Origin of the sequence: Streptomyces sp. NPDC004610 (assembly GCF_040609715.1) — a bacterium.
Taxonomy (GTDB): Bacteria; Actinomycetota; Actinomycetes; order Streptomycetales; family Streptomycetaceae; genus Streptomyces.
In genome coordinates this window covers 334,055-357,192 of record NZ_JBEXLA010000002.1, presented here as the reverse complement: position 1 = coordinate 357,192, position 23,138 = coordinate 334,055, and the positions used below count along the sequence as shown (strand labels likewise).

The 23,138-nt window shown below is 73.5% G+C and carries 14 protein-coding genes; 8 read left to right on the top strand and 6 right to left on the bottom strand.

Annotated features, from left to right (window positions below; translation table 11 throughout):
* Window positions 1-549: 549 nt before the first annotated feature.
* Window positions 550-3,270, top strand: a complete 2,721-nt coding sequence (locus tag ABZX40_RS03585; protein ID WP_355731322.1) for an NPCBM/NEW2 domain-containing protein — start codon at window positions 550-552, stop codon at window positions 3,268-3,270.
* A gap of 7 nt (window positions 3,271-3,277) precedes the next feature.
* On the opposite strand, the gene ABZX40_RS03580 is transcribed toward ABZX40_RS03585, so the two are convergent.
* Window positions 3,278-5,959 (bottom strand): AAA family ATPase, encoded by a 2,682-nt coding sequence (locus ABZX40_RS03580; protein ID WP_355731324.1) that lies wholly within the window; start codon window positions 5,957-5,959, stop codon window positions 3,278-3,280.
* A 173-nt stretch (window positions 5,960-6,132) separates the two neighbouring features.
* On the opposite strand from ABZX40_RS03580, the gene ABZX40_RS03575 reads away from it, so the two are divergent.
* The 3 genes from ABZX40_RS03575 to ABZX40_RS03565 all read left to right on the top strand — a co-directional run bounded on the left by ABZX40_RS03575 (window position 6,133) and on the right by ABZX40_RS03565 (window position 10,203).
* Window positions 6,133-7,206: an alkene reductase gene (locus ABZX40_RS03575; protein ID WP_355731326.1), complete on the top strand. Its 1,074-nt coding sequence runs from the start codon at window positions 6,133-6,135 to the stop codon at window positions 7,204-7,206.
* Window positions 7,207-7,292: 86 nt separating this feature from the next.
* Window positions 7,293-8,534, top strand: a complete 1,242-nt coding sequence (locus ABZX40_RS03570) for an MFS transporter (RefSeq protein WP_355731328.1) — start codon at window positions 7,293-7,295, stop codon at window positions 8,532-8,534.
* Window positions 8,535-8,982: 448 nt separating this feature from the next.
* Window positions 8,983-10,203, top strand: a complete 1,221-nt coding sequence (locus tag ABZX40_RS03565) for a hypothetical protein (RefSeq protein WP_355731330.1) — start codon at window positions 8,983-8,985, stop codon at window positions 10,201-10,203.
* Window positions 10,204-10,309: 106 nt separating this feature from the next.
* On the opposite strand, the gene ABZX40_RS03560 is transcribed toward ABZX40_RS03565, so the two are convergent.
* The 5 genes from ABZX40_RS03560 to ABZX40_RS03540 form a co-directional block, all read right to left on the bottom strand.
* Window positions 10,310-11,047: a DsbA family protein gene (locus tag ABZX40_RS03560; RefSeq protein WP_355731332.1), complete on the bottom strand. Its 738-nt coding sequence runs from the start codon at window positions 11,045-11,047 to the stop codon at window positions 10,310-10,312.
* Window positions 11,040-12,947, bottom strand: coding sequence for an anthranilate synthase family protein (locus tag ABZX40_RS03555; protein WP_355731334.1), 1,908 nt, complete (start codon window positions 12,945-12,947; stop codon window positions 11,040-11,042). The genes ABZX40_RS03560 and ABZX40_RS03555 overlap by 8 nt, the downstream gene beginning before the upstream one ends.
* The gene (locus ABZX40_RS03550; RefSeq protein ID WP_355731336.1) at window positions 12,944-13,570 is read right to left on the bottom strand and encodes an isochorismatase family protein; all 627 of its coding nucleotides are present in this window, start codon (window positions 13,568-13,570) and stop codon (window positions 12,944-12,946) included. The genes ABZX40_RS03555 and ABZX40_RS03550 overlap by 4 nt, the downstream gene beginning before the upstream one ends.
* A 131-nt stretch (window positions 13,571-13,701) precedes the next feature.
* Window positions 13,702-14,472: a 2,3-dihydro-2,3-dihydroxybenzoate dehydrogenase gene (locus ABZX40_RS03545; RefSeq protein ID WP_355731338.1), complete on the bottom strand. Its 771-nt coding sequence runs from the start codon at window positions 14,470-14,472 to the stop codon at window positions 13,702-13,704.
* 172 nt (window positions 14,473-14,644) lie between these two features.
* The gene (locus tag ABZX40_RS03540) at window positions 14,645-15,820 is read right to left on the bottom strand and encodes a 3-deoxy-7-phosphoheptulonate synthase (protein ID WP_355731340.1); all 1,176 of its coding nucleotides are present in this window, start codon (window positions 15,818-15,820) and stop codon (window positions 14,645-14,647) included.
* Window positions 15,821-16,479: 659 nt separating this feature from the next.
* Here ABZX40_RS03540 and ABZX40_RS03535 point away from each other — a divergent pair.
* The 4 genes from ABZX40_RS03535 to ABZX40_RS03520 all read left to right on the top strand — a co-directional run bounded on the left by ABZX40_RS03535 (window position 16,480) and on the right by ABZX40_RS03520 (window position 22,846).
* Entirely contained in the window at window positions 16,480-18,093 is a 1,614-nt protein-coding gene (locus tag ABZX40_RS03535) for a carboxylesterase family protein (RefSeq protein ID WP_355731342.1), read from the top strand.
* Window positions 18,094-18,139: 46 nt separating this feature from the next.
* The gene (gene asnB, locus ABZX40_RS03530; RefSeq protein WP_355731344.1) at window positions 18,140-19,993 is read left to right on the top strand and encodes an asparagine synthase (glutamine-hydrolyzing); all 1,854 of its coding nucleotides are present in this window, start codon (window positions 18,140-18,142) and stop codon (window positions 19,991-19,993) included.
* Between the two features lie 113 nt (window positions 19,994-20,106).
* The gene (locus tag ABZX40_RS03525) at window positions 20,107-21,060 is read left to right on the top strand and encodes an arylamine N-acetyltransferase (protein ID WP_355731346.1); all 954 of its coding nucleotides are present in this window, start codon (window positions 20,107-20,109) and stop codon (window positions 21,058-21,060) included.
* 622 nt (window positions 21,061-21,682) lie between these two features.
* The gene (locus ABZX40_RS03520) at window positions 21,683-22,846 is read left to right on the top strand and encodes a transposase (protein WP_355731348.1); all 1,164 of its coding nucleotides are present in this window, start codon (window positions 21,683-21,685) and stop codon (window positions 22,844-22,846) included.
* The last annotated feature ends 292 nt before the right edge of the window (window positions 22,847-23,138 follow it).

Genomic DNA, 23,138 nt, shown 5'->3' with positions numbered 1-23,138 from the left:
CGTCTCCGGCCTGACCTGAGACCCGTCGGCGGTGGCCGCGCGCATCGGGCCGACCCGTGCGGGGATGTCCCCCGCACCGCTCCTCGCCGGCGCACCCCGCCGCACCCTCGCCTCACGGTGACCACCCACCCACGGAGCCCGCCGAGGCAGCGCGAGCGCGGGACATCGCCACCCGCGCCGCTCACGCCATGCGCATCAGACCCCCCCCGCCAAACGCACCGCGACGGCGCCGAACCCGCGGGCCGCGCGCATCGGGCCGCCCCCCGCCGCTCACGCCACGCGCATCAAACCACCCCCCCGCCGAACGCACCGCGACGGCGCCGGAGGCGGGTCCCCCGTACCCCCACCCGTCCCCGGCGCCGCGGCCCCGCTCCCCCGTTGCCCCCGGCGCATGCCCAGCGTCCCGCGTCGGGCTGCGGTGAACCTTGGAGGGACCTTGAATCCTTCCCCCCTGTGCGTTCTTGTTGTTTCTCTTGTGCTTCTGGTGAGTTGAACCTATCTTCCATGGCATTCAGTGGTCCGATGTCCCGGCCCGTCCAAGGGGATGCCATGAGAGCTGTGCAGCTATCGGCCGCCCGATCCGCCCTCCGCAGGAAATACCGGGCCATGGTCGCCGGTTGCGGGGCCGCAGGTCTCGCGCTGCTCGGTGCCGTGGCGCCCGCCTCGGCCGTCCAGGACAGCAGGGCCGGCCAAGACATCGGATCTATGGCGGGCAAGCGGACCGTCGTGGAAGTCACCGACTTCGGCGCCGACCCCACCGGGCGGGCCGACTCGGCCGCCGCGATCGCCGCCGCCGTCGAGCACGCCAAGTCCCTGCGCCGCCCCACGACCGTGCACTTCGCGCCCGGCACGTACCAGATCTACCCCGAGCGCACCCCGAAGCGGGAGCTGTACGTCAGCAACACGGTCGGCGCCGACCAGCGGTACCGGACGAAGAACATCGCGATCCTCATCGAGGACATGCACGATGTCGTGGTCGACGGCGGCGGCGCCACCCTGCTCGCGCACGGATACCAGACCCTGTTCGCGGCGATCCGCTCGACCGATGTCCGGTTCACCCACTTCACTCAGGACTGGGTCGCGCCCAAGACCGTCGACATCACGGTGACCGAGACCGGGGTCACCGACGACGGCGCCTACCGGGTGATCTCGGTCCCCGGCACCTACACCTACAGCGTGGAGGGCACCTCCGTGCGCTGGTCGGGCGAGCGCAGCCCGGTGACCGGCGAGCCCTACTGGACCGGCCTCGACTCCTTCGACTACGCCCAGGTGTACGACCCGGCCACCGACCGCACCCGGCGCGTCGGGAACCCGGTCTTCGAGAATGTCGCCCGGATCACCGACCTCGGCGGTGACCGGCTGAGGATCGAGTACCGCAGCGGCACCCGGCCCACCGACCAGAGGCAGGTGTATGTGATGCGGGAGACCACCCGGGACACCCCGGGCGCCCTGTTCTGGGAGTCGGCCCGGGTGACCGTCGACCATCTGCGCCTCGGCTACCTCCATGGGTTCGGTCTGGTCGGGCAGTTCAGCGAGGACATCACCGTCGACTCGGTCGACTTCCGCGCCGACCGCGCCACCGGACGCGTCACCTCGGGTTTCGCCGACCACATCCAGATGTCCGGGGTCAAGGGCACCGTACGGATCACCGACAGCCGCTTCGACAATCCGCAGGACGACCCCATCAACATCCACGGCACCTATCTCCAGGTGAGTGCGGTCAGCGCCGACCGGCGGACCCTGACCCTGCGGTACCAGCACGACCAGACCTCGGGATTCCCGCAGTTCTACCCCGGCGACCGGCTCGAACTGGTCAGCCGCAGCACCATGCTGGCCGTACCCGGCACGACCGCCACCGTCGAGTCCGTCGACGGGCCCTCCGGGCGCGGTGTCCCGGCCGGGGCCGACCCCGAGACCCATCTGCGGACCATGACCGTCACCGTCGACCGGCCCGTGCCCGCCGCGGTGGCCGCCGCCCCCGGTGACCACGCCGCCGAGAACATCACCTACACCCCCGCCGTGGAGATCAGCGGCAACACCTTCCGCGCGGTCCCCACCCGGGGCATCCTCGTCACCACCCGGGGCCCGGTGCGCATCGAGGACAACCGGTTCGACGGGATGACCATGTCCAGCATCTACATCTCCTCCGACGCCCGCTCCTGGTACGAGTCCGGACCCGTCCGGGACGTGGTCATCCGGCGCAATGTCTTCGACCGCCCGGCGAGCCCCGTCATCGCCTTCGACCCCACCAACGAGGTCACCGTCCCCGGCCGCCCCGTCCACCGCAACGTCCTCATCGAGGACAACCTCTTCCGCCTCACCTCCGGCACCCTCGTCTCCGGCCGGGGCGTCGGCGATCTCACCTTCCGCGACAACACCGTCCGCCGCTACGACCGGCTCCGTCTGACCGGCCCCGACCGGCCGCTGTACGTCGGCGCCACCGCCACCCTGGGCACCGACGCACCCCCCGCGAGCAGCACCGACCCGCTGTTCACCTTCAGCGGAGCCGATGACATCACCCTCACCGGCAACACCTACGCCGACGGCTTCAACAGACGGGTCGACACCGACCGGATGCCCGTCACCGAGGTCACCGCCCGCGACTCACTCGCGCTCAACGCCGACCGGATCACCAGCGCGCCCGTGACCGTCACTTACACCAGCTCGCACCCTTCCGTCGCCACCGTGGACCGCGCGGGACGCCTCACCGCGACCGGCACCGGGCGGACCACCGTCACCGCCCACGCCCGTATCGACGGCGAACGGGTCCGCTCCAACTCCCTGACCGTGCAAGTCGGTCCGGCACCGGACGCGCCCACCGGGCGGCCCTGGGTGAGCGATCTGCCGTTCGTCGGCGAGACCGCCAACGGCTGGGGGCCGGTCGAACGCGACCGCAGCAACGGCGAGCAGTCCGCCCGCGACGGCCGCCCCCTCACCCTCGGCACCACCACCTACGCCAAGGGCCTCGGGGTGCACGCCCCCTCGTCGGCCGCCGTCCATCTCGGCGCGGCCTGCACCCGGTTCACCGCGACCGTCGGCATCGACGCCGAGGCCGCCCCGTACGGCAAGGTCGTCTTCGAGGTGTGGGCCGACGGCCAACGGCGGTGGCAGAGCCCGCCCCTGGGCGGGAGCGACCCGGCCGTCCCCGCCGAGGTGGACCTCACCGGGGCGACCACCCTGCGCCTGGTCGTCACCGACGGCGGCGACGGCAGCGGCTACGACCACGCCGACTGGGCGGACGCCCGGCTCGACTGCGCGCCCGCCGCCTAGCGTCAGGTCAGGTCAGGTCCAGGCCCGCCAGTTCCCGCCGTGAACCCACACCCAGCTTCGGGTACGCCTTGTAGAGGTGGTGCTCCACCGTGCGGGGGCTGAGGAAGAGCTGCGCGGCGATCTGGCGGCTGCTGTTGCCACCCGCCGCCAGCCGCACCACCTGCAACTCCTGCGGCGTCAGCCGGTCCGCGAGCTTCTGCGCGGTCGCCTGGGCCGTGCTGACCGTCTCCCCGGTCAGCTCCAGCTCCGCACGCGCCCGCGCCGCCCAGGGCTCCGCGTGCAGCCGCTCGAAGATCGCCAGCGCCGAACGCAGCGGATCCCGGGCCTCGCCGCGCCGCCGGGAGCGCCGCAGCCACTCCCCGTACAGCAGCTCGGTACGGGCCCGCTCGAAGGGGCGCCCGCCCTCCCCGGGCAGCCGCAGCGCCCGCGCCCAGTCGTCGGCGCGATCGCTGAGCAGGGCCCGGCAGCGGGCCGCCACCGCATGCGTCCAGGGCGCCGCACCCGACAGCGTCCATGACTCCAGGGCGATCACATGGCCCTCGACCGCCTCCGGCGTCCCCAGCCGGACCGCGGCCTCGATCTGGTCGGCGGCCACGGACGTGGCCAGCCAGCCCACCCGCTCCGGGCCGTGCGCGGGCGGCGCCACCCGCTCCAGCGCGGACATGTACCGGCCGAGCCCCAGATCCAGCAGGACCAGCGCCCGCTCGATCTCGCCCAGCGAACGCCGGGGCGCTTCCTCCACCAGCCGGCGGCAGTGCTCCTCGTCGCCCTCGACGGCCGCGAGCCGCGCCTCCACCCCGTACAGCCGGGCCAGCCGGTGCAGTTGGCCGGTGTCCCCGGCGATCTCCTTGCCCTCGGCGATGGCCGCCCGCGCGTCCCGGTGCTGCCCCAGCACCGCCTGCACCTGGCTGAGCGCCTCCAGCGCCTGCGGCAGCTCCCCGATCAGCCCCCCGTCGCGGCAGCGCGCCACCTCCGCCGTCGCCAAGGCCAGCGCCGCCGTGTCGTCACCGATCGCGAAGGCGCCCGTGATCGCCAACTGCCCGACCCCGGAACGCTGTTCGCCCCCGCCGCCCTCGGCGGAGTCGGTGAGCGCGGTCAGCTGCCGCTTCAGCGACTCGGTGAGCGTCGGCAGCGCGAACGCGTAGTCGCCGTCGCACAGCGCCGCCAGGCCCTGCGCCAGCGGCTCCTGCCGCTCCAGCGCGGCCAGCCGGGCCGCCGAGGCCCGCACCAGCGAGCCGTCCGAGGCCAGCCAGCCGTGCTGCGCGGCGGCCACCAGCAGCCCCGGCGCGTCCCCCGCCGTCGTACGGCGGGCCTCGTCCAGCAGATGGCGGCCCGCGCCCCGCAGATCGTTGTCGTCCACCAGTACCGCCGCCCGTACCCGCGCCAGTAGCGCCCGGTCGCCCGGATCGGCCGGCAACTGCTCAGCCTGCCCGGCCAGCCGCCCCGCCAGCGGTGAGTGCCCCGCGGCCAGCGCCAGCGTCGCCGCCGTCGCCAGCCGGGCCGCGCGCTGCCGGGTGCCCGGCGACACCCGCGCCGCGTGCTCGTACAGCCGGGCCGCCGCCCCGTACGCCGCGCAGGCGCGGGCCCGCTCACCGGCCGCCGCGAGTTCCCCCGCGATGTCCGCGTCCGGCTCCGGGGTCAGGGCCACCAGATGCCGGGCCCGGCAGTCCGGGTCCTCGGCCCGGTCCGCCAGCGCCTGGTGCACCGCGATCCGCCGCGCCAGTGGCGCGTTCTGATAGGTCGCCGAGGCGATCAGCGGATGCCGGAACGACAGCACGCCGTCCACCATCTGCACCAGCCCCGCCGCCTCCGCCGCGTCCAGATCCGCGAACCCGACCCCGAGCCGCTCCGCCGCCCGCAGCTGATGCCGCAGATCCCCGCGCGCCTCCGTCGCCACGATCAGCAGCATCAGCCGGGTGGGCTCCGGCAGCCGGGCGATCTGGGAGCGGAAACAGGACAGCACCCGGTCCGCGACCGGCAGCGGCGCGTGATGGTGATGGCCGTCGCGCCGGACCGTCGCGAACTCGATCAGCGCCAGCGGATTGCCCAGCGACTCCGCGATCACCCGCGCGCTCAGCGCCGCCGCGTGCCCCCGGGCCTGGAGCAGCCGCGCCGCGTCCTCCGTACCCAGCCGGGACAGCCGCAGCTCGCTCAGCCCGCCCAGCGCCGGACCGTCGTCCTCCTTGGCCGGGTCCCGGCCCGCCAGCACCATCGCGATCCGCTCCGCGCCCAACCGCCGCGCCGCGAACAGCAACGCCTCCGCACTGGCCTGATCCAGCCACTGGGCGTCGTCCACCAGACACAGCAACGGACCGTCCTCGGCCAGCTCCGCCAGCAGCGTCAGCACCGCGAGTCCGGTCAGAAAACGGTCCGTGCCCCGGTCCTCACCACTGCCCAGTACCGACCGCAGCGCGTGCGCCTGAGCGTCGGGCAGCACCTCCAGCCGCTGCTGCACCGGCCACACCAGCTGCGACAGCCCGGCGAAGGCCAGATCCGCCTCGTACTCGATCCCGCGCACCCGCAGGACGCGCATCCCCAGCCCCGAGGCCCGCTCCGCCAGCCAGTCGAGCAGCACGGTCTTGCCGATACCGGCCTCGCCGCGCAGCAGTACGGCACCGCTGCGCCCCGCCATCGCATCGGTGACCAGCTCATCCAGCCTGTCCTGTGCGCCGGTCCTGCCGTACAGCACCGCAGCCCCCTCTACCGAGCCCGTTGTCGTGCAGCACTTACCGTAACCGGCATTTTACTCGCCCATGATCCCGGTAGGGCGACCAGTAGACCTACGGATTCGGTCGGTGGGCCCGCGTTCCTACCGTCGTGACCGAAGGCAACGACCGTGCCCGATCACGTTGGAGGAGTGCCATGCAAGAACTGTTCGAGCCGCTGCGCCTGGGGAAGATGACGCTGCCGAACCGGCTGGTGATGGCGCCCATGACCCGGAGCCGCTCGGTCGACCGTTCCGTGGGCCAGCTCACCGCCCGGTACTACTCCCAGCGCGGCGCCGCCGGACTGATCATCACCGAGGGCACCCAGCCCAGCGTGATCGGCCAGGGCTATATCGACACCCCCGGGCTGCACTCGCCGGAGCAGGCCGACGCCTGGCGGGTGGTGACCGAGGCCGTGCACGCCAAGGGTGGCCGGATCTTCGTCCAGTTGATGCACTCCGGCCGGGTCGGGCACCCCAGCCTCTACCCGGACGGCGCGCTCCCGGTGGCGCCCTCGGCGGTCGCCACCGGCTCCACGATGTTCACCCCCGACGGCCCCGTGGACCACCCCACCCCCCGGGAGATGACCCTGGAGGACATCGTCCAGACCGTCGAGGACTTCGTCTCCGCCGCGCGCTACGCGGTCCGGGCCGGCTTCGACGGCGTCGAACTGCACGGTGCCAACGGCTACCTCGTCCACCAGTTCCTCGGCGACAACACCAATCTGCGCACCGACGCCTACGGCGGCTCCGTGGAGAACCGGATCCGGTTCGCCGTCGAGGTGGCCCGCGCGGTCGGCGACGCCATCGGCCCCGAGCGGGTCGGCATCCGCATCTCGCCCGGCAGCACCAGCGAGGGCATCGCCGAGAACGACCCCGCCACCCTGTACCGGGCACTGGTCCGTGCCCTCGTCCCGCTCGACCTGGCCTATGTCCACGTCATGGAGTTCGGGCACCGCGAGGTGACCCGGATCGTGCGCGCCGAGTGGCCCGGCACCCTCATCCTCAACCCGCACCCCACCGGCGAGGAGCCCAGCGTCACCCCGCGGGTCGCCGCCGAGGCGCTGCGCGAGGGCCTCGCCGACGCGGTCAGCCTGGGCCAGATGTGGCTGGCCAACCCCGATCTGCCGGACCGCATCAAGGCGGGCGGCCCCTACAACGAGATCGTCCCGGGCACCTTCTACGGCGGCGACCACCGCGGCTACACCGACTACCCCACCCTCAAGGGCTGAACCACCCCGTCCGGTCCCGGTGCGGCGATGACGGCCGCAGGCCACCACCGCGCCGGGCGGCCGGACCCGCTTGTCCGGGAGGACTGATGCAAGAATCCACCACCGGCGCCCCGGCCGCGGACCTCACCGAGGCCCCCGGCACGGCGTCCCCCGCCGCCCCACGCATCCCCGCCCTCTATCTGGCGCTGATGGCGGGCCCGTTGTCGTTCGGCATCGCCGGACCCGCCCTGGTCCTCGACGACATCGGCCGCGGCCTCGGCACCACCTCGTCCGCGGCGGCCTGGTGCGTCACCGCCTTCGGCTGGGGCATCGCCGTCGGCACCCCGCTGATGGCCGGGCTCATGCGCCACCGCGGCACCCGGTTCGCGCTGATCGCCTGCGGTGTCCAGATCGCCGTCGGCGCCGCCCTCGTCCTGGGCGTCCCCGTCCTCGGCGCGGCCGTCGCCGGATGTGCCCTCCAGGCCCTGGGCACCGCCGGACTCACCTCCATCGCCATGAGCCTGGCCGGTTCCCCGCTGCGGATGGGCATCGTCAGCGCCTCGCTCGCGGTGGTCGGCGCCAGCGCCCCGCTGGCCGGTTCGCTGGCCGCCGACGCCCTGTCCTGGCGGGCGGCCCTCGCGCTGCCCCTGATCAGCGTGCTGGGCGTGCTCGCCGTCGTCGGCCGGGTGCCGGAGCGGCCCGCCGCCGGGCACGACGGCGCCGACCGCTTCGACGCGCTCGGCGCCCTGCTGCTGACCGCCCTGGTCACCGCCCTGGTGTTCGTCCCCGAGAACCCGCTCGTCGCCGGGATCGGCGCGGTCCTCGCCCTGCTGCTGCTCGGCTGGCACATCCGCTCCCGGCCCACCGGTTTCGTCCCGGCGTCCGTGGTCGGCAAGCCCGCCTTCCTCGCCGCCGGGGTCATCGCCCTCGCCCTGGCCATCGTCAACTTCGGCCTGATGTACGCGGTTCCCGAGGCGCTCACCGAGCACACCGACTGGAGCAAGGACACCATCGGGGTCTCCATGGTGTGGCCGCTGCTGTTCGGCGGCGCCCTGTCCTGGTTCGTGGTCGCCGCCTCCGGACCGCTCGGGCGGCGGCCCGTGGTCTCCGTGCTGGTGGTGCTCGGCGCCGTCGCCCCGTTCCTCGCGCTCAGCGGCACCTGGCTGGTCCTGCTCGTCGCCCAGGCGTGCGCGTCCATCGCCGCCGCCTCCGGCCAGGGCATCCTCGCCGGTCAGGCCAACGACGCCGTACGGGAGCCCGAACGGCCCGCCGCGATCGGCCTGTTCAACCTCTGCTACCTCCTCGGAGCGGCGTTCGGCCCGACCATCGCCACGCTGCTCGCCGGATAACCGGGACCGGTGACCGGGCGCCGCCCCACGAGAGCCGTGGGATCCCCCGGCGGCGCCCGGTCACCCACCCGTACCCCGCCCCGACGGGGGCGCGGCGCGCGTTCCCCGCCCCGACGCAGACGCGGCGCGAAATGGCCGCTCTCCCACCCGCACCCCCTCCCGATGCGCGGCGCGAAACGGCCGCTCCCCGACCCATTCCGAACCTCGACGCGCTATGCCCTGTTCTCCCGCCCGCCCCGATCGCCCACGCGCCAAGCCCTGTTCTCCCAGCCGCCCGCCCGATCGCCGACGTGCCAAGCCCGGTTCTCCCGCCCGGCCGATCGCCGACGCGCCACGCCCCGTCCTCCCGCCCGCCTCGCACTTCGACGCAGTACGACCGTTCCTCTCACCCATCCCGCACTTCGACGCAGTACGCCCGTTCCTCTCACCCCCCACCGAACGGACCGTCATGCCCGAACTCCTCTGCGACCACCCGCCCGGACTCAGCGCGGACGGACCCGTCGCGCGGCGGATCCTCGTCTCCTCGACCGCACAGGCCCGCCGGGCCGTCGCCACCGCCGTCGCCGGAGGCCACCGCATCGCCTCCTCCGCCGCCGCCCGCACCGGCGCCCCCGACACCGCCCGCCGTCCGCCCTGCGCGATCGTGGACCTCTCCGCGATGAACGCCGTCCACTTCGACCCCGAGCGCGGCGCCTTCGCCGTCGAGGCCGGGGCCCGCCCGGCGGATGTGCAGCGCATCCTCTACCAGCGGTGGGGCGTGACCGTCCCGCCCGCCGCCGGACCCCGCCCCTGCGGCCTGGGCTGCCACCGCCCGCTCGCCCCGCACGGTCTGTCCGACGCCTACACCTGCGCGGTCGAGGTCGTCCTCGTCGACGCCTACGGCCAGACCCGTGCCGTCGTCGCCACCGGCGCGCCCGGCGACCCGCACCGCGATCTGTGGCTGGCCCACACCACCGTCGGCGCCGAACAGATCGGCCTGGTCACCCGGTACTGGTTCCGCACCCCGGGATCCCTCGGCGACGACCCGGCCGCGCTGCTGCCCCGGGCGCCCTCCGCGCTGCTCAGCTCCGTCGTCGTCATGCCCAACGGCGAACTCGGCCAACGGCAGTTGCCCGCCCTGCTGCACAACTACCGCCGCTGGCGCCAGCACCGCCCGCACACCAACGCACGCGCCGCCTACCGCTCGGTCTTCGGCGGGATCGCCCTGTCCGGGCCGCGCCGGGACATCGGGGTCGGCGCGGTCCTCGCCCTGCATGTCGACTCCGCCGTGCCCGAGGCCGAGCAGGCGCTGCGCACCGACCGGGCCGCCCTCACCGCCGGACTCACCCTCTCCGACCGGTGCCGGGTGCTGCCGCCGCGCCGGCTGCCCTGGCTCGCCCAGTGGCACACCCTGCCCCCGGCCCCCGCCGACCCGGCCGGACTGCTGCCCGTGGAGGCCGACTGCGACTGCGAGCTGTGCAGTGTCACCACCAGCGCCCTGTGCGCCCCGGGCGGCACCTGCACCGACAGCCTCATCGCCCTCGACGCCTTCTCCTACGGCCCCGGCGGCACCTCGGCCCCCACCGCCACCGGCACCCCCCACCACCGCACCCACGCGCCCCACTGCCGCACCGGGCTCCAGACCCGCATGGCGAAGGCGGCGTGGGATCCGCGCGGGGTGTTCCTCTGAGCAGCGGGGTGTTCCGCCGAGTAGTTCCTCTGAGCACACGACGGCCGACGACCCGGGGTCCGTTTCCACCCCATGCCGTCGGCCGCCGACTCCCGGCGTCGCCCGGTCAGTCCGGAGGCGGGCCCGACTCCCCACCGGAGGCGCCGCGCAGACGGCGGACCAGTTCCGTCGCCCAGTCGGTGCCGTACCGCTCGAACAGCGGGAACCCGCCCCGCTCCGGCGCGTCCGTCCAGCGGCTGTCCACACCCGGGTTGTGCACGGCGAAGCCGTCCGCGGTGAACAGATGCGGGCTGCCCTGGATCCGCGGGGTGAGGGACTCCCGCAACTGGGCGTACACCGCCTCACGGCCCGCCCCGCGCGCCAGCGCCCCGGCCAGGGCGTCGGCGTCGACCAGGTCGCAGGTGCGGGCGATCTCCAGGATCACCGGGTGCACGGCGACCGGGCGGCTCTCCCGGTAGAACGCGTGCCGCAGCGCGCGGTCGAGCTGCTGGGACGCGGCGAGCCCGCCCACCTCGGGCAGTTTCGCCGCCTGGACCGCCTCCATCGGGGGCAGCATGGTCGACGGGTAGGTCCACTCGGGCGCGGACCAGCGGCGCCAGCCGACCCCGGGGACGCGGGCGGCGATGGTGCTCACCTCGACGTCCACGATGAACTTCGGGGTGGACTCGCGGTTGATCAGCTCCAGCGGGAACGCCCGGTGGTCGATGAGGACCGGGCTCGCCAGGCGGTCCATCGCCTCGTGCAGGGTGTGCAGCGCCAGCGTCGCCCAGGGGCAGCCCAGGTCCGACCAGAAGGTCACCACCGGGGTGTCCGGGGCGGAAGCAGCGGTCGTCGTCTCAGCCATGGCTCGGGCCCGCCTCCCGTCGTGGAGTCCGGCGCGGTAGTCCGGTGAGCAGCGCGCGCAGGATGCGCGGTCCGTCCTGGGTCAGCACGGACTCCGGATGGAACTGCATCGACGCGAAGTGCGGCCCCCGCAGGGCGTGCACCTGGTCGGAGCCGGGCTCCTTGCTGACCTCCACGATCCCGGTGCCCGGTACCTCGATCTTGTCGTCCGGGCAGACGGCGGCGAAGGTGTTGTAGAAGCCGACGGTCTCGTGCCGCCCGAACAGGTCGATGGGCCGCTGCACCCCCTGGTTGGGCACCCGGCGCCGGATCAGCGGCAGCCCGAGCCGGCGGCTCAGCACCTGATGGCTCAGGCACACCGCGAGGAACGGCAGCCCGCCGTCCAGCAGCCGGTCCGTCGCCCGCGCCAGCCGCGCGATCTTCGGATGCCCCCCGTCCTGCGGATCCCCGGGCCCGGGACCCAGCACGGTCAGGTCGTACCCCTCCGGCTCGAAGTGGGCGTGGTGCGGCCGGACGGTGACGTGCAGGCCGAGGGCCTTGAGCTGCTGGGCGATCATCGCGGTGAAGGTGTCCTCGGCGTCCACCACCAGCACCGTCCGCCCGTCCAGCCCGGCGTCCGGCCACACCCGTTCCTCGATCGGGGCCAGCCAGAAGTCGGCCATGGCGGTGTTGCGTTCCGCGAGCGCCTCCCGTACGGCGGGCAGCTCGCCCAGCGCCGGGGCCGTCCCGGGGGAGGAGGGAGCGTGGGCGGCGCTGTCGAAGGCGGCGATCAGACCCGCCGCCTTGGCCCGGGTCTCCGCCGCCTCGGCGTACGGGTCGGAGTGGCGCACCAGCGTCGCGCCCACCGCGATCTCCAGATGGCCGTCGGCATCGATGTCAGCGGTGCGGATGAGGATCGAGGAGTCCAGGGCGTGACCCCCGGCCACGTCCCGGTCGAGCAGGGCGACCAGTCCGCTGTAGTAGCCGCGCCCGGACGGCTCGTGGCGGGCGATGACCCGGCAGGCGTTCTCCAGCGGGCTGCCGGTGACGGTCGGCGCGAACAGCGTCTCGCGCAGCACGTCCCGGGGGTCGCGGGCGGTGCGGCCCTCGATGAAGTACTCGGTGTGCGCGAGCCGTGCCATCTCCCGCAGGAACGGGCCCACGACCCGGCCGCCCTCGGGGCAGATCCGGGACATCATCTTCAGTTCCTCGTCGACCACCATGTACAGCTCGTCGGTCTCCTTGGGATCCTTGAGGAAGTCCATCAGCCCGGCCGCCGTCGGCCCGGTCGGCGGATAGCGGTACGTCCCGCTGATCGGGTTCATCACCGCGAGCCCGTCGCGCACACTGATGTGCCGCTCGGGGCTGGCGCCGACCAGGGTGCGGTCCCCGGTGTGCACCAGGAACGTCCAGTAGGCCCCGGACTCGCGCTCCAGCAGCCGGCGGAACAGGGTGAGCGCCCGGTCCGGGCCCCAGTCGCCGACCCGGGCCCGGTAGCTGCGCCGGAGCACGAAGTTGGCGCCCTCGCCGGTGCCGATCTCCTCGGTGACCACCCGGCGCACCAACTCCGCGTACCGGTCGTCGTCCAGATCGAAACCGCCGTCGGCCAGGATCAGCGGGGTGTCCGGGAGCCGGTCGAGGACCTCGGCGACGGGGTAGCGGCGCCGGTCGGTGACGGTCATGGCGAGCAGCGGGGTCTCGTCGTGCGCCGGGCCGGCGAAACCGCGCTCGGCGATCTGCCGGTACGGGACCAGCGCGAGGGTGCCGGACCCGCCCAGCGGCAGTTCGGCCAGCAGCCGGGCGGTGCGGATGTCGCCGACGAGGACATCGAGTCCGTCGGCGCCGGTGGTGTGCGGGCGGTGCAGCAGGGCGAACGGCGGCGGGGCGTCGCCCAGGACCTGGCGCAGCGGATCGGCGTTCACCGGTCCACCACCTCCTTGGTGGTGAGGACCACCGCACAGCGCGCGGCGGCGTACTCCACCGCCATCCGGTGCTCCCGCTGGGAGAAGTCGGCCATCGCGTCGGCCACCAGGAACGGCTCGATGTCCCTGCTGAACGCGTCGACGGCCGTGGCGAGCAGCCCGATATGCGCGTAGACCCCGCACAGCAGCAATTGGTCCCGGCCGTGCATCCGCATCCGCTCGGCGAGGTCGGAGCGGACGAACGCGCTGTAGCGCCACTTGGTGATCCGCCAGTCGCCGTCGCGGGGCGCGAGCCGGGCGGGCAGCTCGCGGTCGGCCGGGTCCACCTTCATGCCGGGACCCCAGAAGGCGTGCAGCAGCCCCCGCTCCTCGGGCCTCATGCCGCCCGGCTGCGCGCTGTAGGCGACGGGCATACGGGTCTGCGCGGCGTACCGGAGCAGCAACTCGGTGTGGGCGACGACCTGTTCGCGCATGCCCTCGGGCAGCGGTCGCAGGAAGTAGCGCTGCATGTCGTGCACCAGCAGCACGGCCCGTCGCGGATCGACGGACCAGGGGGCGGTGTTGGGGGGAAGGTCGCCGCGTTCGGGCAGCGGATAGGGCTCGATGGGAGGGATGCCGGTCACGGGGCGTCGTCCTTACGTCGGTGAGGGGTGGACGGTCGCTGGGGTGGGGTGGGGTGGGGTGGGGTGGGGTGCGGTGGGGTGAGGGGAGGGGAGGTCACGCGCCCAGGGAGATGCCGGGGGGCGGCGGAGGGTCACGCGCCCAGGGAGGCGCCGCCGTCCACGGTCAGGTCGTGCAGGGTGATCTGCTCGGCCTCGTCGGAGAGCAGGAAGGCCACCGCGTACGCCACGTCCGAGGGGCGGCCGATCCGGCGCAGCGGGATACCGACCCGGTACATACCGGGGGAGCCGTCCAGGGTGCGCCGCGCGGCCTCCTCGTCCGCCCACATCGAGCGCAGCATCGGGGTGTCGGTGGAGCCCGGGGCGACCACATTGCAGCGGATGCCGTACCCGGCGACCTCCAGCCCCAGCGACTTGGTGAACTGGGTGGCCGCCGCCTTCGACGCCGCGTACGCGGCCATCTCGGCGCGGGGCGTACCGGCCGCGTTGGAGCTGACGGTGACGATCGCGCCGCGTCCGCGCGGGATCATCCGGGCGACGACGGCCCGGCACAGATGCAGGACGCCGGTGACATTGACGGCGAAGGTGACCGCCCAGTCCTCGTCCCCGAACTCCAGGACGGGCCCCAGACGCAGCACCCCGGCCGCGTTGACCAGCCGGTCCACCTGCCCGAACCCGCTCTCGACGGCGGCCACCAGGTCGTCCACCGACTTGCTGTCGGTGACATCGGCGGGGAAGCCGCGCACCGGGAGCCCGGCCGCCGTGCACGTGGCGACGGTCGCCGCGAGCCGTTCCTCGTCGTGGTCGACGGCGGCGACCGGGGTGCCCCGTTCGGCCAGCAGCCGGGTCACCTCGGCGCCGATCCCGCCGCCCGCTCCGGTGACCAGTGCGATGGATGTGTGCATGTGCTGGGCCCTTTCTTCGTCGGAAGTGCCGTTGGACGTGCCGTCGGAAGTGCCGTTGGACGTGCCGTCGGAAGTGCTGTCGGACGTGCCATGGGAGATGCCGTCGGCGATGCCCCTTTTCGAATCTGCCGTCGGGAGTTGCCGTCGGTAGGCGCGGGGTGGTGCCCGGGGCTCACTCGTCCCAGGAGGCGATGACGGAGATGGCCTGGGACGCGGTCAGCCGCGGGTCGCAGTGGCTCAGGTACTTCTGGCCCACCAGCCCGGCGTGCGTGGCGTTGCGCACGCACTCCGTGACGTGGTCCGGGGTGGTCTCCAGATGGACGCCGCCCGCGACACCCCCGGCCCGGCGGACGGCCCGCAGAAAGCCGCGCACCTCCCGCTCGATCGCCTCCACATAGCGGGTCTTGAGGCCGTCCGGGGTGCTGACGGTGTTGCCGTGCATCGGATCCGACAGCCAGATCACCGGATGCCCGGCCGCCGCCACCGCCGCCACCAGCCGGGGCAGCACCTCGGTCACCGCGTCGGCGCCCATCCGCGCGATCAGGGTCAGCCGCCCCGGCTCCCGGTCCGGGTCCAGCCGCGCGCACAGCTCCACGATCTCGGTCACCGTCATCGACGGACCGACCTTGCAGGCCACCGGGTTGGCGATCCGGGTGAACAGCTCGATGTGCGCGCCGTCCAGATCACGGGTTCGCTCACCGATCCACGGCAGATGCGCCGAGGTCAGCCACAGCCGTCCGTCCGCCCGCCGCAGCAGCGGCAGTTCGTAGTCGAGGAGCAGTGCCTCATGGCTGGTCCACACCGGCTGCTCGACGACCGCGCCGCCCGGTCCGCCGCCGCGCAGCGCCCGCAGATGACCCACGATGTCGGCGGCGGCCTCGTAGCAGACCAGCAGCCGGGCGGGGTCGGGGATCCGGCCGTCGGGGGAGGGCTCGGCACTGTTGACCATGTGCCCGCGGAAGACCGGCAGTTCCGTGCCGCCCACCACCTCGAAGGGCCGGGAACGGGGCTTGGCGAACTGGCCCGCGATCCGTCCGATCCGGACCACGGGCCGGTGGGCGACCATCTTCATCGCCCCGGCGAGCAGATCCAGCACCCCCGCCTTGCGGGCCACATAGCTGGCGGTCGACTCCATCGGGTCCTCGGCGCAGTCACCGGCCTGCACCACCCGGGCGTCGCCGCGCGCCACCTGGGCGAGCAGCCCGCGCAGGGCGCGGATCTCGGCGGGGGAGACCAGCGGGGCGCGGGCGGCGAGATCCGCGCTCACCGCGGCGACCCGGCCGGCGTCCGGCCAGCCGGGCTGCTGAAGGGCCGGTTTGCTGCGGACCTCGCGTACGACAGTGTCCATGCAGTCCTCCACGACGGGGGTCATGACCGGGCCATGACCGGATCATGACGTCGGTCCAGACATCGGTGTGCGGTACCGGTGGGCCGGGCGGTCCGGCGGGCCGGGTGACGGCCGGGGCGGCCCCGCGACGACGGAGGCGGACGCGCCGGCGTCCCGCGGCGGTGCCGGGGCGTGCCGTGCCGGATGTGCCGTGCCGTGCCGGGGCGGGCGGTCCGTTCGGGCGGGGCACGGACCGGGGACGGCGGGCCTGGGCGGACAGCCGTCACTGGCTGCCGATCGTGGAGGGGCGCCACGGCGGCTGCCAACGCCGTACCGCGCAGTACGTCAGGTACGGGGCACTCCATCAGGTCAGGTCCGCCCGACCTGATGGACTTCCCGCCGGGAGTTGGGCGGGGGACCGGCCCGCCCCCACCATGGGTCCGGTCCCGACGGCCCGGGGCCCTTGCGAGGGATCCGCGGAGGGGGCCGCGCGGGGGCCTGTGCGGGACGAGGACCGTGACCGCCGTGGCCCGGGACGACTTGGCCCGGGACGAGATGGACCGGGACGAGATGGCCCGGGACGAGATGGACCAGGACAGACAAGGACCGTGCCGGACAAGGACCGGGACAAGGACCCGCCCGCGGCCCCCGCCGCCCGACACTTCCCGAAGGAGTCAGCCGTGCCCCACTCCCTCGATCTGCCGCCCGGCAGCGCCCGGCCGCCCGCCCCGCCGGGCAGCGGACGCGACACCGTGGTGGTCCGCACCTCGGAGGGCCGGATCGCCGGGGAACGGCTCGACGAGGTCACCGTCTTCCGCGGCGTCCCCTACGCGGCACCCCCCGTCGGCCCGCTCCGCTTCGCCTCACCCGTCCCGCCCCAGCCATGGACCGGCATCCGCGACGCCACCCGCTTCGGCGCCCCCTCCCTCCAGTCCGACTACCTCCCCGGCTCCTCCGAGGACTGCCTGTACGCCAACATCTGGACGCCCGATGTCCGGGGCCGCCGCCCCGTGCTGGTCTACATCCACGGCGGCGGCTGGATGCTCGGCGCGGGCAGCGAGCCCGACTACGACGGCGCCCACCCCGCGGCCCGCGGCGATCTGGTCGTCGTCACCTTCAACTACCGGCTGGGGCTGCTCGGCTGGGGGCTGCACGAGGCGCTGACCGACCCGCGCACCGGCTCCTTCGGCAACTGGGGCCTCCAGGACCAGGCCGCCCTGCTGCGCTGGGTCCAGGCCAACGCCGCGGCCTTCGGCGGCGACCCCGGGAACATCACCCTGTCCGGCACCTCCGCCGGCGGCTCCAGCACCTGGCAGCTCGCGCTGCTGCCCGAACTCGCCCCGGTGATCCGCCGGGCCGTCCCGATCAGCGCCGCGCACGTCTGGAACCCGGCGAGCACCACCACCCCCGCCGAGTCCCGGGCCGTCTACGCCACGCTGGCCCGCCGCTTCGGCCGCGCGGTCGAGGATCTGCGGGGCGTGCCCGGCGCCGACCTCAAGGACGCCTGGGAGGAACTGTTCGCCGGTGACCCCGCCGACCGGCCCTTCACCGGCTGGCGCGAGTACCGGGGGCCCGTCCCCGACGGCCACTGGATGCGCGGCCACGACCATGAACTGCCGACCCCCCGCATCCCCCTGCTCGTGCTGTACACCCGTACCGAGGGCAGCTTCTTCACCACCGGACCCGGCTACCCCTACCCCGGGCCGCTGCCCGAGGACGAGGCCGGGCTGCGCGAGGCCGTCGCCATGGTGCTGCGCAAGACCCGCGCCACCGTCACCGACGCGCTGGTGGAGGGCTGTCTCGCCCACTACCGGGAGGCCGCCGTCGCCGACGGGCTGCCCGAGGACCCGGTCGCGCTGTGGACCGAGATCTGGGGCGACGGCCTCTTCCGCCACCAGATCCTGCGCCAGAGCGAACGGCACGCCCGGCACGGCCGGTCCCCGCTGTATCTCGCCGAGTTCGCCCACCCGGTGCGCCCGCCCCACCGGGGCACCCCGCACGAGGCCACCTCCAAGTTCCTCTTCGGCTCGCACCGGCTGGCCGTCAACGCCCCCCACTACGGTGACGGACCCCTGGAGCGGCGGATCTCCGGCACCCTCGTCGACCTCGTCGCCTCGTTCGCCCGCGGCGAGCGCCCGCACAGCCCCGGCACCCCCGACTGGCGGCCCTTCACCCCCGCCGGACGCGCCACCCTGACCCTCGGCGGTGCGGACATCGCCGTCCTCGGCGAACCCGCCAAGGAACGCCAGCTGCGCTTCTGGGACCGGATCGGCCACCCGCCGCCCTGCCCCTGACCACCCCGAAGCACCCCTACGAACCCCCAAAGGATGTGGGACAGCCATGTGCGGACTTGCCGGATGGGTCGGCTACGACCGTGATCTGACCCAGCACGACTCCGTGGTGGCGGCCATGACCGCCACCATGGCCTGCCGCGGCCCGGACGGCGAGGGACTGTGGGCCGCCCCCCACGCGGTCCTCGGCCATGTCCGGCTGTCGATCATCGACCTCGCGGGCGGACGCCAGCCGATGCACGTCACCGCCCCCGGCGACGGCCTGCCGGTCCTCTCCTACACCGGGGAGGTCTACAACTACCTGGAGCTGAAGGACGAACTCACCGCCCTCGGCCATGAGTTCCGCACCACCAGCGACACCGAGGTGGTGCTGCACGCCTATCTGGAGTGGGGCGAGCACTTCGCCGAACGCCTCAACGGCATGTACGCGCTCGCCCTGTGGGACCCGCGCACCGAGGAACTCCTCCTGGTCCGCGACCGGATGGGCGTGAAGCCGCTCTTCTACCACCCGCTGTCCGGTGGCGGCGTGCTCTTCGGCTCCGAGGCCAAGGCGATCCTCGCCCACCCCGAGGTGGAGGCGGTCGTGGACCGCGAGGGCCTCGCCGAGATCTTCGCCATCATCAACACCCCGGGCCACGCCGTCTTCCGTGGGATGCGTGAGGTCGTCCCCGGCACCGTCGTCCGCTTCGGCCGCACCGGGCACCGGGTCCGCACCTACTGGGAGCTGGAGGCCCGGCCGCACCCCGACGACCTGGACACCACCGTCGCCCGCGTCCGGGAACTGCTGCTGGACATCGTCCGCCGCCAGTTGATCGCCGACGTCCGGGTCGGCACCCTGCTCTCCGGCGGCCTGGACTCCAGCGTCATCACCGCCTTCGCCGCCAGGACCCTGCGCGAACAGGGCCGCACCGAACCCCTTGCCGCGTTCTCCATCGACTTCAAGAACCGCGACTTCGCCGGCAACGGCATCTGGATGGACCCCGACACCCCCTACGCCGTCGAGGTCGCCGAACGCTGCGGCGCCGAGCACATCGTGGTGGAGCTGGAGAACGCCGATGTCCTGGACGAGGACATCCGCACCCGGGTACTGCGCAGCCAGGACCTGCCGATCTCCACCGGCGACATGGAGCACTCCCTGCTCCATCTGTGCACCGCCCTCAAGGAGCGCGTCACCGTCGCCCTCTCCGGCGAGACCGCCGACGAACTCTTCGGCGGCTACAACTGGTTCTTCGACCAGGAGGCCGTGAACGGCGACACCTTCCCCTGGCACGACGCCTGGCGCCGCCTCGGCGGCCTGCGGACCATGCACGACATCGGCCTGTGGGACCGGCTGGGCCTCACGGAGTACGTCAAGGAACGCTACGCCGAGGCCCTCGCCGAAGTGCCCCGGCTGCCCGGCGAGGCGGCGGACGAACGCCGGATGCGCGAGCTGACATATCTCAACATCAGCCGCTGGGAGAACTTCCTGCTCGACCGCAAGGACCGCATCAGCATGGCCGCCGGCCTGGAGGTCCGGGTCCCCTTCACCGACCACCGCCTGGTGGAGTACGTCTTCAATGTGCCCTGGGCGATGAAGACCTTCGACGGCCGGGAGAAGAGCCTGCTGCGCGCCGCCGCCGCGGATGTCCTGCCGGACTCCGTCCTGGAGCGCAAGAAGAGCCCCTACCCGTCCACCCAGGACATCGAGTACGTCAGCGCCCTGCGCGCCAAGGTCGCCGCCCTGCTGCGCCCCGGCTCCCCGGTCCTCGCCCTGGTCCCCGCCGAGGGCCTCCAGCACCTGCTGGACCTGCCCCTGGACAGCTACGCCGGGCTCGGCGGGCTGTGGGGCACCCGCGCGGTCATGGAGCGACTCGTCGAGTTCGACGCCTGGGTACGGCTGTACGACGTACGCGTGGAGCTGTAGCCCGTAGCCTCGCGGCGGTACGGGTGGAGCTGTAGCCCGTACCCCCCCGGACCCTGCGGTCCCCGCGCAGTTCCCCCGCAGCCGACCCGCATCCACCCGAGGAGGACGACGACATGGGCCACGCCGAACCCGCCGCCGCGGACCCGCCGTACCCGACCGGACCGCCCGAGGGCGTGGACCGGTCCCCGGAGTGGGAGAGCGACCGCCTCGACCTCGGCGCGTATCTCGCGCGCTGCGGCTACCACGGGCCCGTCGCCCCGACCACCGAGGCGCTGCGGCTGCTGCACCGCGCCCATATGTCCACCTTCACCTTCGAGAACGTGGACATCGCGCTCGGCCGCCCGGTCTCGCTGGCCCTGGACGACGTGGCCCGCAAGCTGGTCGGCGCGGGCCGCGGCGGCTACTGCTACGAGACCAATCTGCTGTTCGCCGCCGCCCTGGACCGGTTCGGGTTCGCCGTCACCCGGCTGCTCTCCCGCATCCGGGAGGGCAGCGGCCGACGCCGCTTCCGCTCCCACACCTCCCTGCTGGTCCGGGCGCGCGACGAGCCGGGCACGGTCTGGCTCGCCGACCCCGGCTACGGCTACGCGGGGCTGATCGAACCCCTCCCGCTGCGCGAGGGCGCCACCCAGGACATCGCCGGCTGGCGCTGGCGGCTCGGCCGCGACGACGGCCACTGGGTGCTCCGGATGGCCTCCGATGACGGCTGGTTCGACCTGTACGCCTTCCGGCCCGAACCGCAGTACGCGGTGGACTTCCTCGCCGCGCACCATGTCAGCTCCACCCGGCCGGGGTCGCCGTTCGTCGGCCGTCTCGTCGCCCAGCGCGGCGGTGAGACGGCCCGTCACCGGCTCCGGGACACGGTGCTGACCACCGACCGCCCCGGCGGGCGCACCGAGACGGTAGAACTGTCGCCCGCCGGGACCGTCGAGGCCCTGCGCTCCGTCTTCGGGCTGCGGCTGAGCGAACGGGACGCGGGGGAGCTGTGCGCGTTCCTGGACACCCCGGAGCGCGCCGGAGGCGCGGCGCGGGCCGGTGCGTCGCGGGCCGGTGCGTCGCGGGGTTGATCGGGGTGGGGGTGAGGGGTAGGGCCGGGCGGGGGTGGCCGGGCTGGGGCTGAGGGGTGGTGCCGGGCTCGGGGTGGGTCGGGCTGGGGCTGAGGGGTGGTGCTTGAGGTGCGCGCCCGCGCGCCGGTGACCTGGGGCCGTCGGCCCCCTTCGGGTCGTCGGCGCGCGGGCGCGCGCGTGTGTGCCGGGCGCTCCGCGCGGCTGCCGGGGTGCCCTGCGCGGATCCCGGGGCACCCTGCGGGGACCCGGGTCCCCTGAGGGGATCTCGGGTGGCTCGCGCGGATCCCGAGCCGCCCACCCCGAGAGCGCACCCCTCCGAGGGCGCCCCCCCGAGGGCGCACCCCCTTGGCCACGCCTTCCCGTCGCAGGCGTAACCATCCATTTCCCGCGAATGTGCTGACGTCTAATTGACGCTTCCTTCACATCAGGCGGAAAGTGGTACTCCACTTTCGTTCGGTGTCCCGACCGTCCTCCGGCGTGGGTCGCTTTCCCCAGCAGCAGGCATGTCCTCTGTGCCACCCCCCGGCTCGTCAACACTGTGCTCGGTGCACCTGGGCACAGGAACGGCCCCGCTGCATCGTGGAATAGGCAATTAATGGAGCGCTGACGAAATGAGAGCCTGATGGGCAATGTGACCGTGGCGCACGCGGGGATCCTGCCGGACGTCGGCGACGTTCGGGACGGCTCCTTCGCATCGCTGGACGCGGTACTGGACGAGTTCGGCTCGGCCCTCTTCGCCTCACTGGCCAGAAGTGACCAGCGTCACAAAGCGTCAACCTATCTGCGGGGCTTGCTGGGGGCTCAGGGCCGTAAATCGATCCGGAATGTGGCGGCATATGTCGGAGGCGCCACCACCGAGCAGAGCCTGCATCACTTCATCTCCGACTCCACCTGGGAGTGGACCCCGCTCCGCCGGGCACTCGCCCGGCATATGACCAGGGTGGCGCCGCCCCAGGCGTGGGTGGTGCAGCCGATGGTCATACCGAAGGCCGGCGAGTACTCGGTGGGAGTGGACCGCCAGTTCTTTCCCGCGCTGGGCCAAGTGCTCAATGCCCAGCAGGCGGTCGGGGTGTGGGCGGTCGCGGAGGAATACTGCTATCCGGTGAATTGGCAGTTACATCTGCCCGCCTCCTGGCAGGCCGACAAGAACCGCCGCCATCGCGCCCTGGTTCCGGAAGGAACTGTGCCGGAAACTCTCGGGGAATGCATGGTGCGCGCGTTTCGAGAGGTCGTGCATGACTGGGGACTCCCGTCCCGGCCAGTGGTGATGGAATCCCTGGACGGCGACGCCGCTTCCGTCCGGGCCGCTTTCCGCGCCACGCGGATACCCGCGCTGATGAAGATCGGAAGCACCTTCAAACTCATCGACCAGGCATATGACCGAGGAATTCTTCCGGCGCGTCATCTCATGAATCAGCTGCACCATCCGCGCCGTGCGGTACATCTGCCGGACCGTACTCCGGGCAGCGCCGGAACTCCCGGGGTCGCCGCCGCGGCGAAGGTACGGCTGCCCGGCCGGCTCGCCCGCCACCAGGATCTGCTGCTGCTCGGCACCGGACCGCGCGGCGGACCCTGGCCCGGCGAGCTGTGGCTCACCAATCTGCTGCGCGCCGCGCCCTATGAGCTGGCCTGGCTGACCGGGCTGCGCGGCCGGGTCGACCACGCGGTCACCTCCGTGGCCGACCGGGTGGGGGTGCGCGACTACACCGGCCGCTCCTACAACGGCTGGCACCGCCACATCACGATGGCCTCGGCGGCGTACGCGGTGGCCATGCTGAGCGGGTGACGGGCGGTGGCTACGCGCGTCCGGCGGGGGATTTGCCGCACGGCGCGGGTGGGTTTGGCCGGGCGGTGTGGGTGGGTGCGGGCGGCGGTGGGCTCGTCCCGGCGGCGTGGGCTAGTTCGTCCGGGGTGGGTTCGTCCTCGTGGCGCGGGCTGGTCCGTCCGGTCGTGGGTTTGTCCCCGCGGCCGGGCTGGTGCTTCAGGGGTGCGTTCGTCCCCGCGGCGCGGGTGGGTGTTTCCGGTGGTGGGTTCGTCCCTGCGGCACCGGGTGCGCCCGTCCGGCGGCGGATTCGTCG

Excerpts from the sequence above, each read along its gene's own strand:
- ABZX40_RS03545 (WP_355731338.1), bottom strand. The coding sequence starts at position 14,472 with ATGCACACATCCATCGCACTGGTCACCGGAGCGGGCGGCGGGATCGGC.
- ABZX40_RS03520 (WP_355731348.1), top strand. The coding sequence starts at position 21,683 with ATGGGCAATGTGACCGTGGCGCACGCGGGGATCCTGCCGGACGTCGGC.
- ABZX40_RS03585 (WP_355731322.1), top strand. The coding sequence starts at position 550 with ATGAGAGCTGTGCAGCTATCGGCCGCCCGATCCGCCCTCCGCAGGAAA.
- asnB (WP_355731344.1), top strand. The coding sequence starts at position 18,140 with ATGTGCGGACTTGCCGGATGGGTCGGCTACGACCGTGATCTGACCCAG.
- ABZX40_RS03565 (WP_355731330.1), top strand. The coding sequence starts at position 8,983 with ATGCCCGAACTCCTCTGCGACCACCCGCCCGGACTCAGCGCGGACGGA.
- ABZX40_RS03540 (WP_355731340.1), bottom strand. The coding sequence starts at position 15,820 with ATGGACACTGTCGTACGCGAGGTCCGCAGCAAACCGGCCCTTCAGCAG.
- ABZX40_RS03525 (WP_355731346.1), top strand. The coding sequence starts at position 20,107 with ATGGGCCACGCCGAACCCGCCGCCGCGGACCCGCCGTACCCGACCGGA.
- ABZX40_RS03575 (WP_355731326.1), top strand. The coding sequence starts at position 6,133 with ATGCAAGAACTGTTCGAGCCGCTGCGCCTGGGGAAGATGACGCTGCCG.
- ABZX40_RS03560 (WP_355731332.1), bottom strand. The coding sequence starts at position 11,047 with ATGGCTGAGACGACGACCGCTGCTTCCGCCCCGGACACCCCGGTGGTG.
- ABZX40_RS03570 (WP_355731328.1), top strand. The coding sequence starts at position 7,293 with ATGCAAGAATCCACCACCGGCGCCCCGGCCGCGGACCTCACCGAGGCC.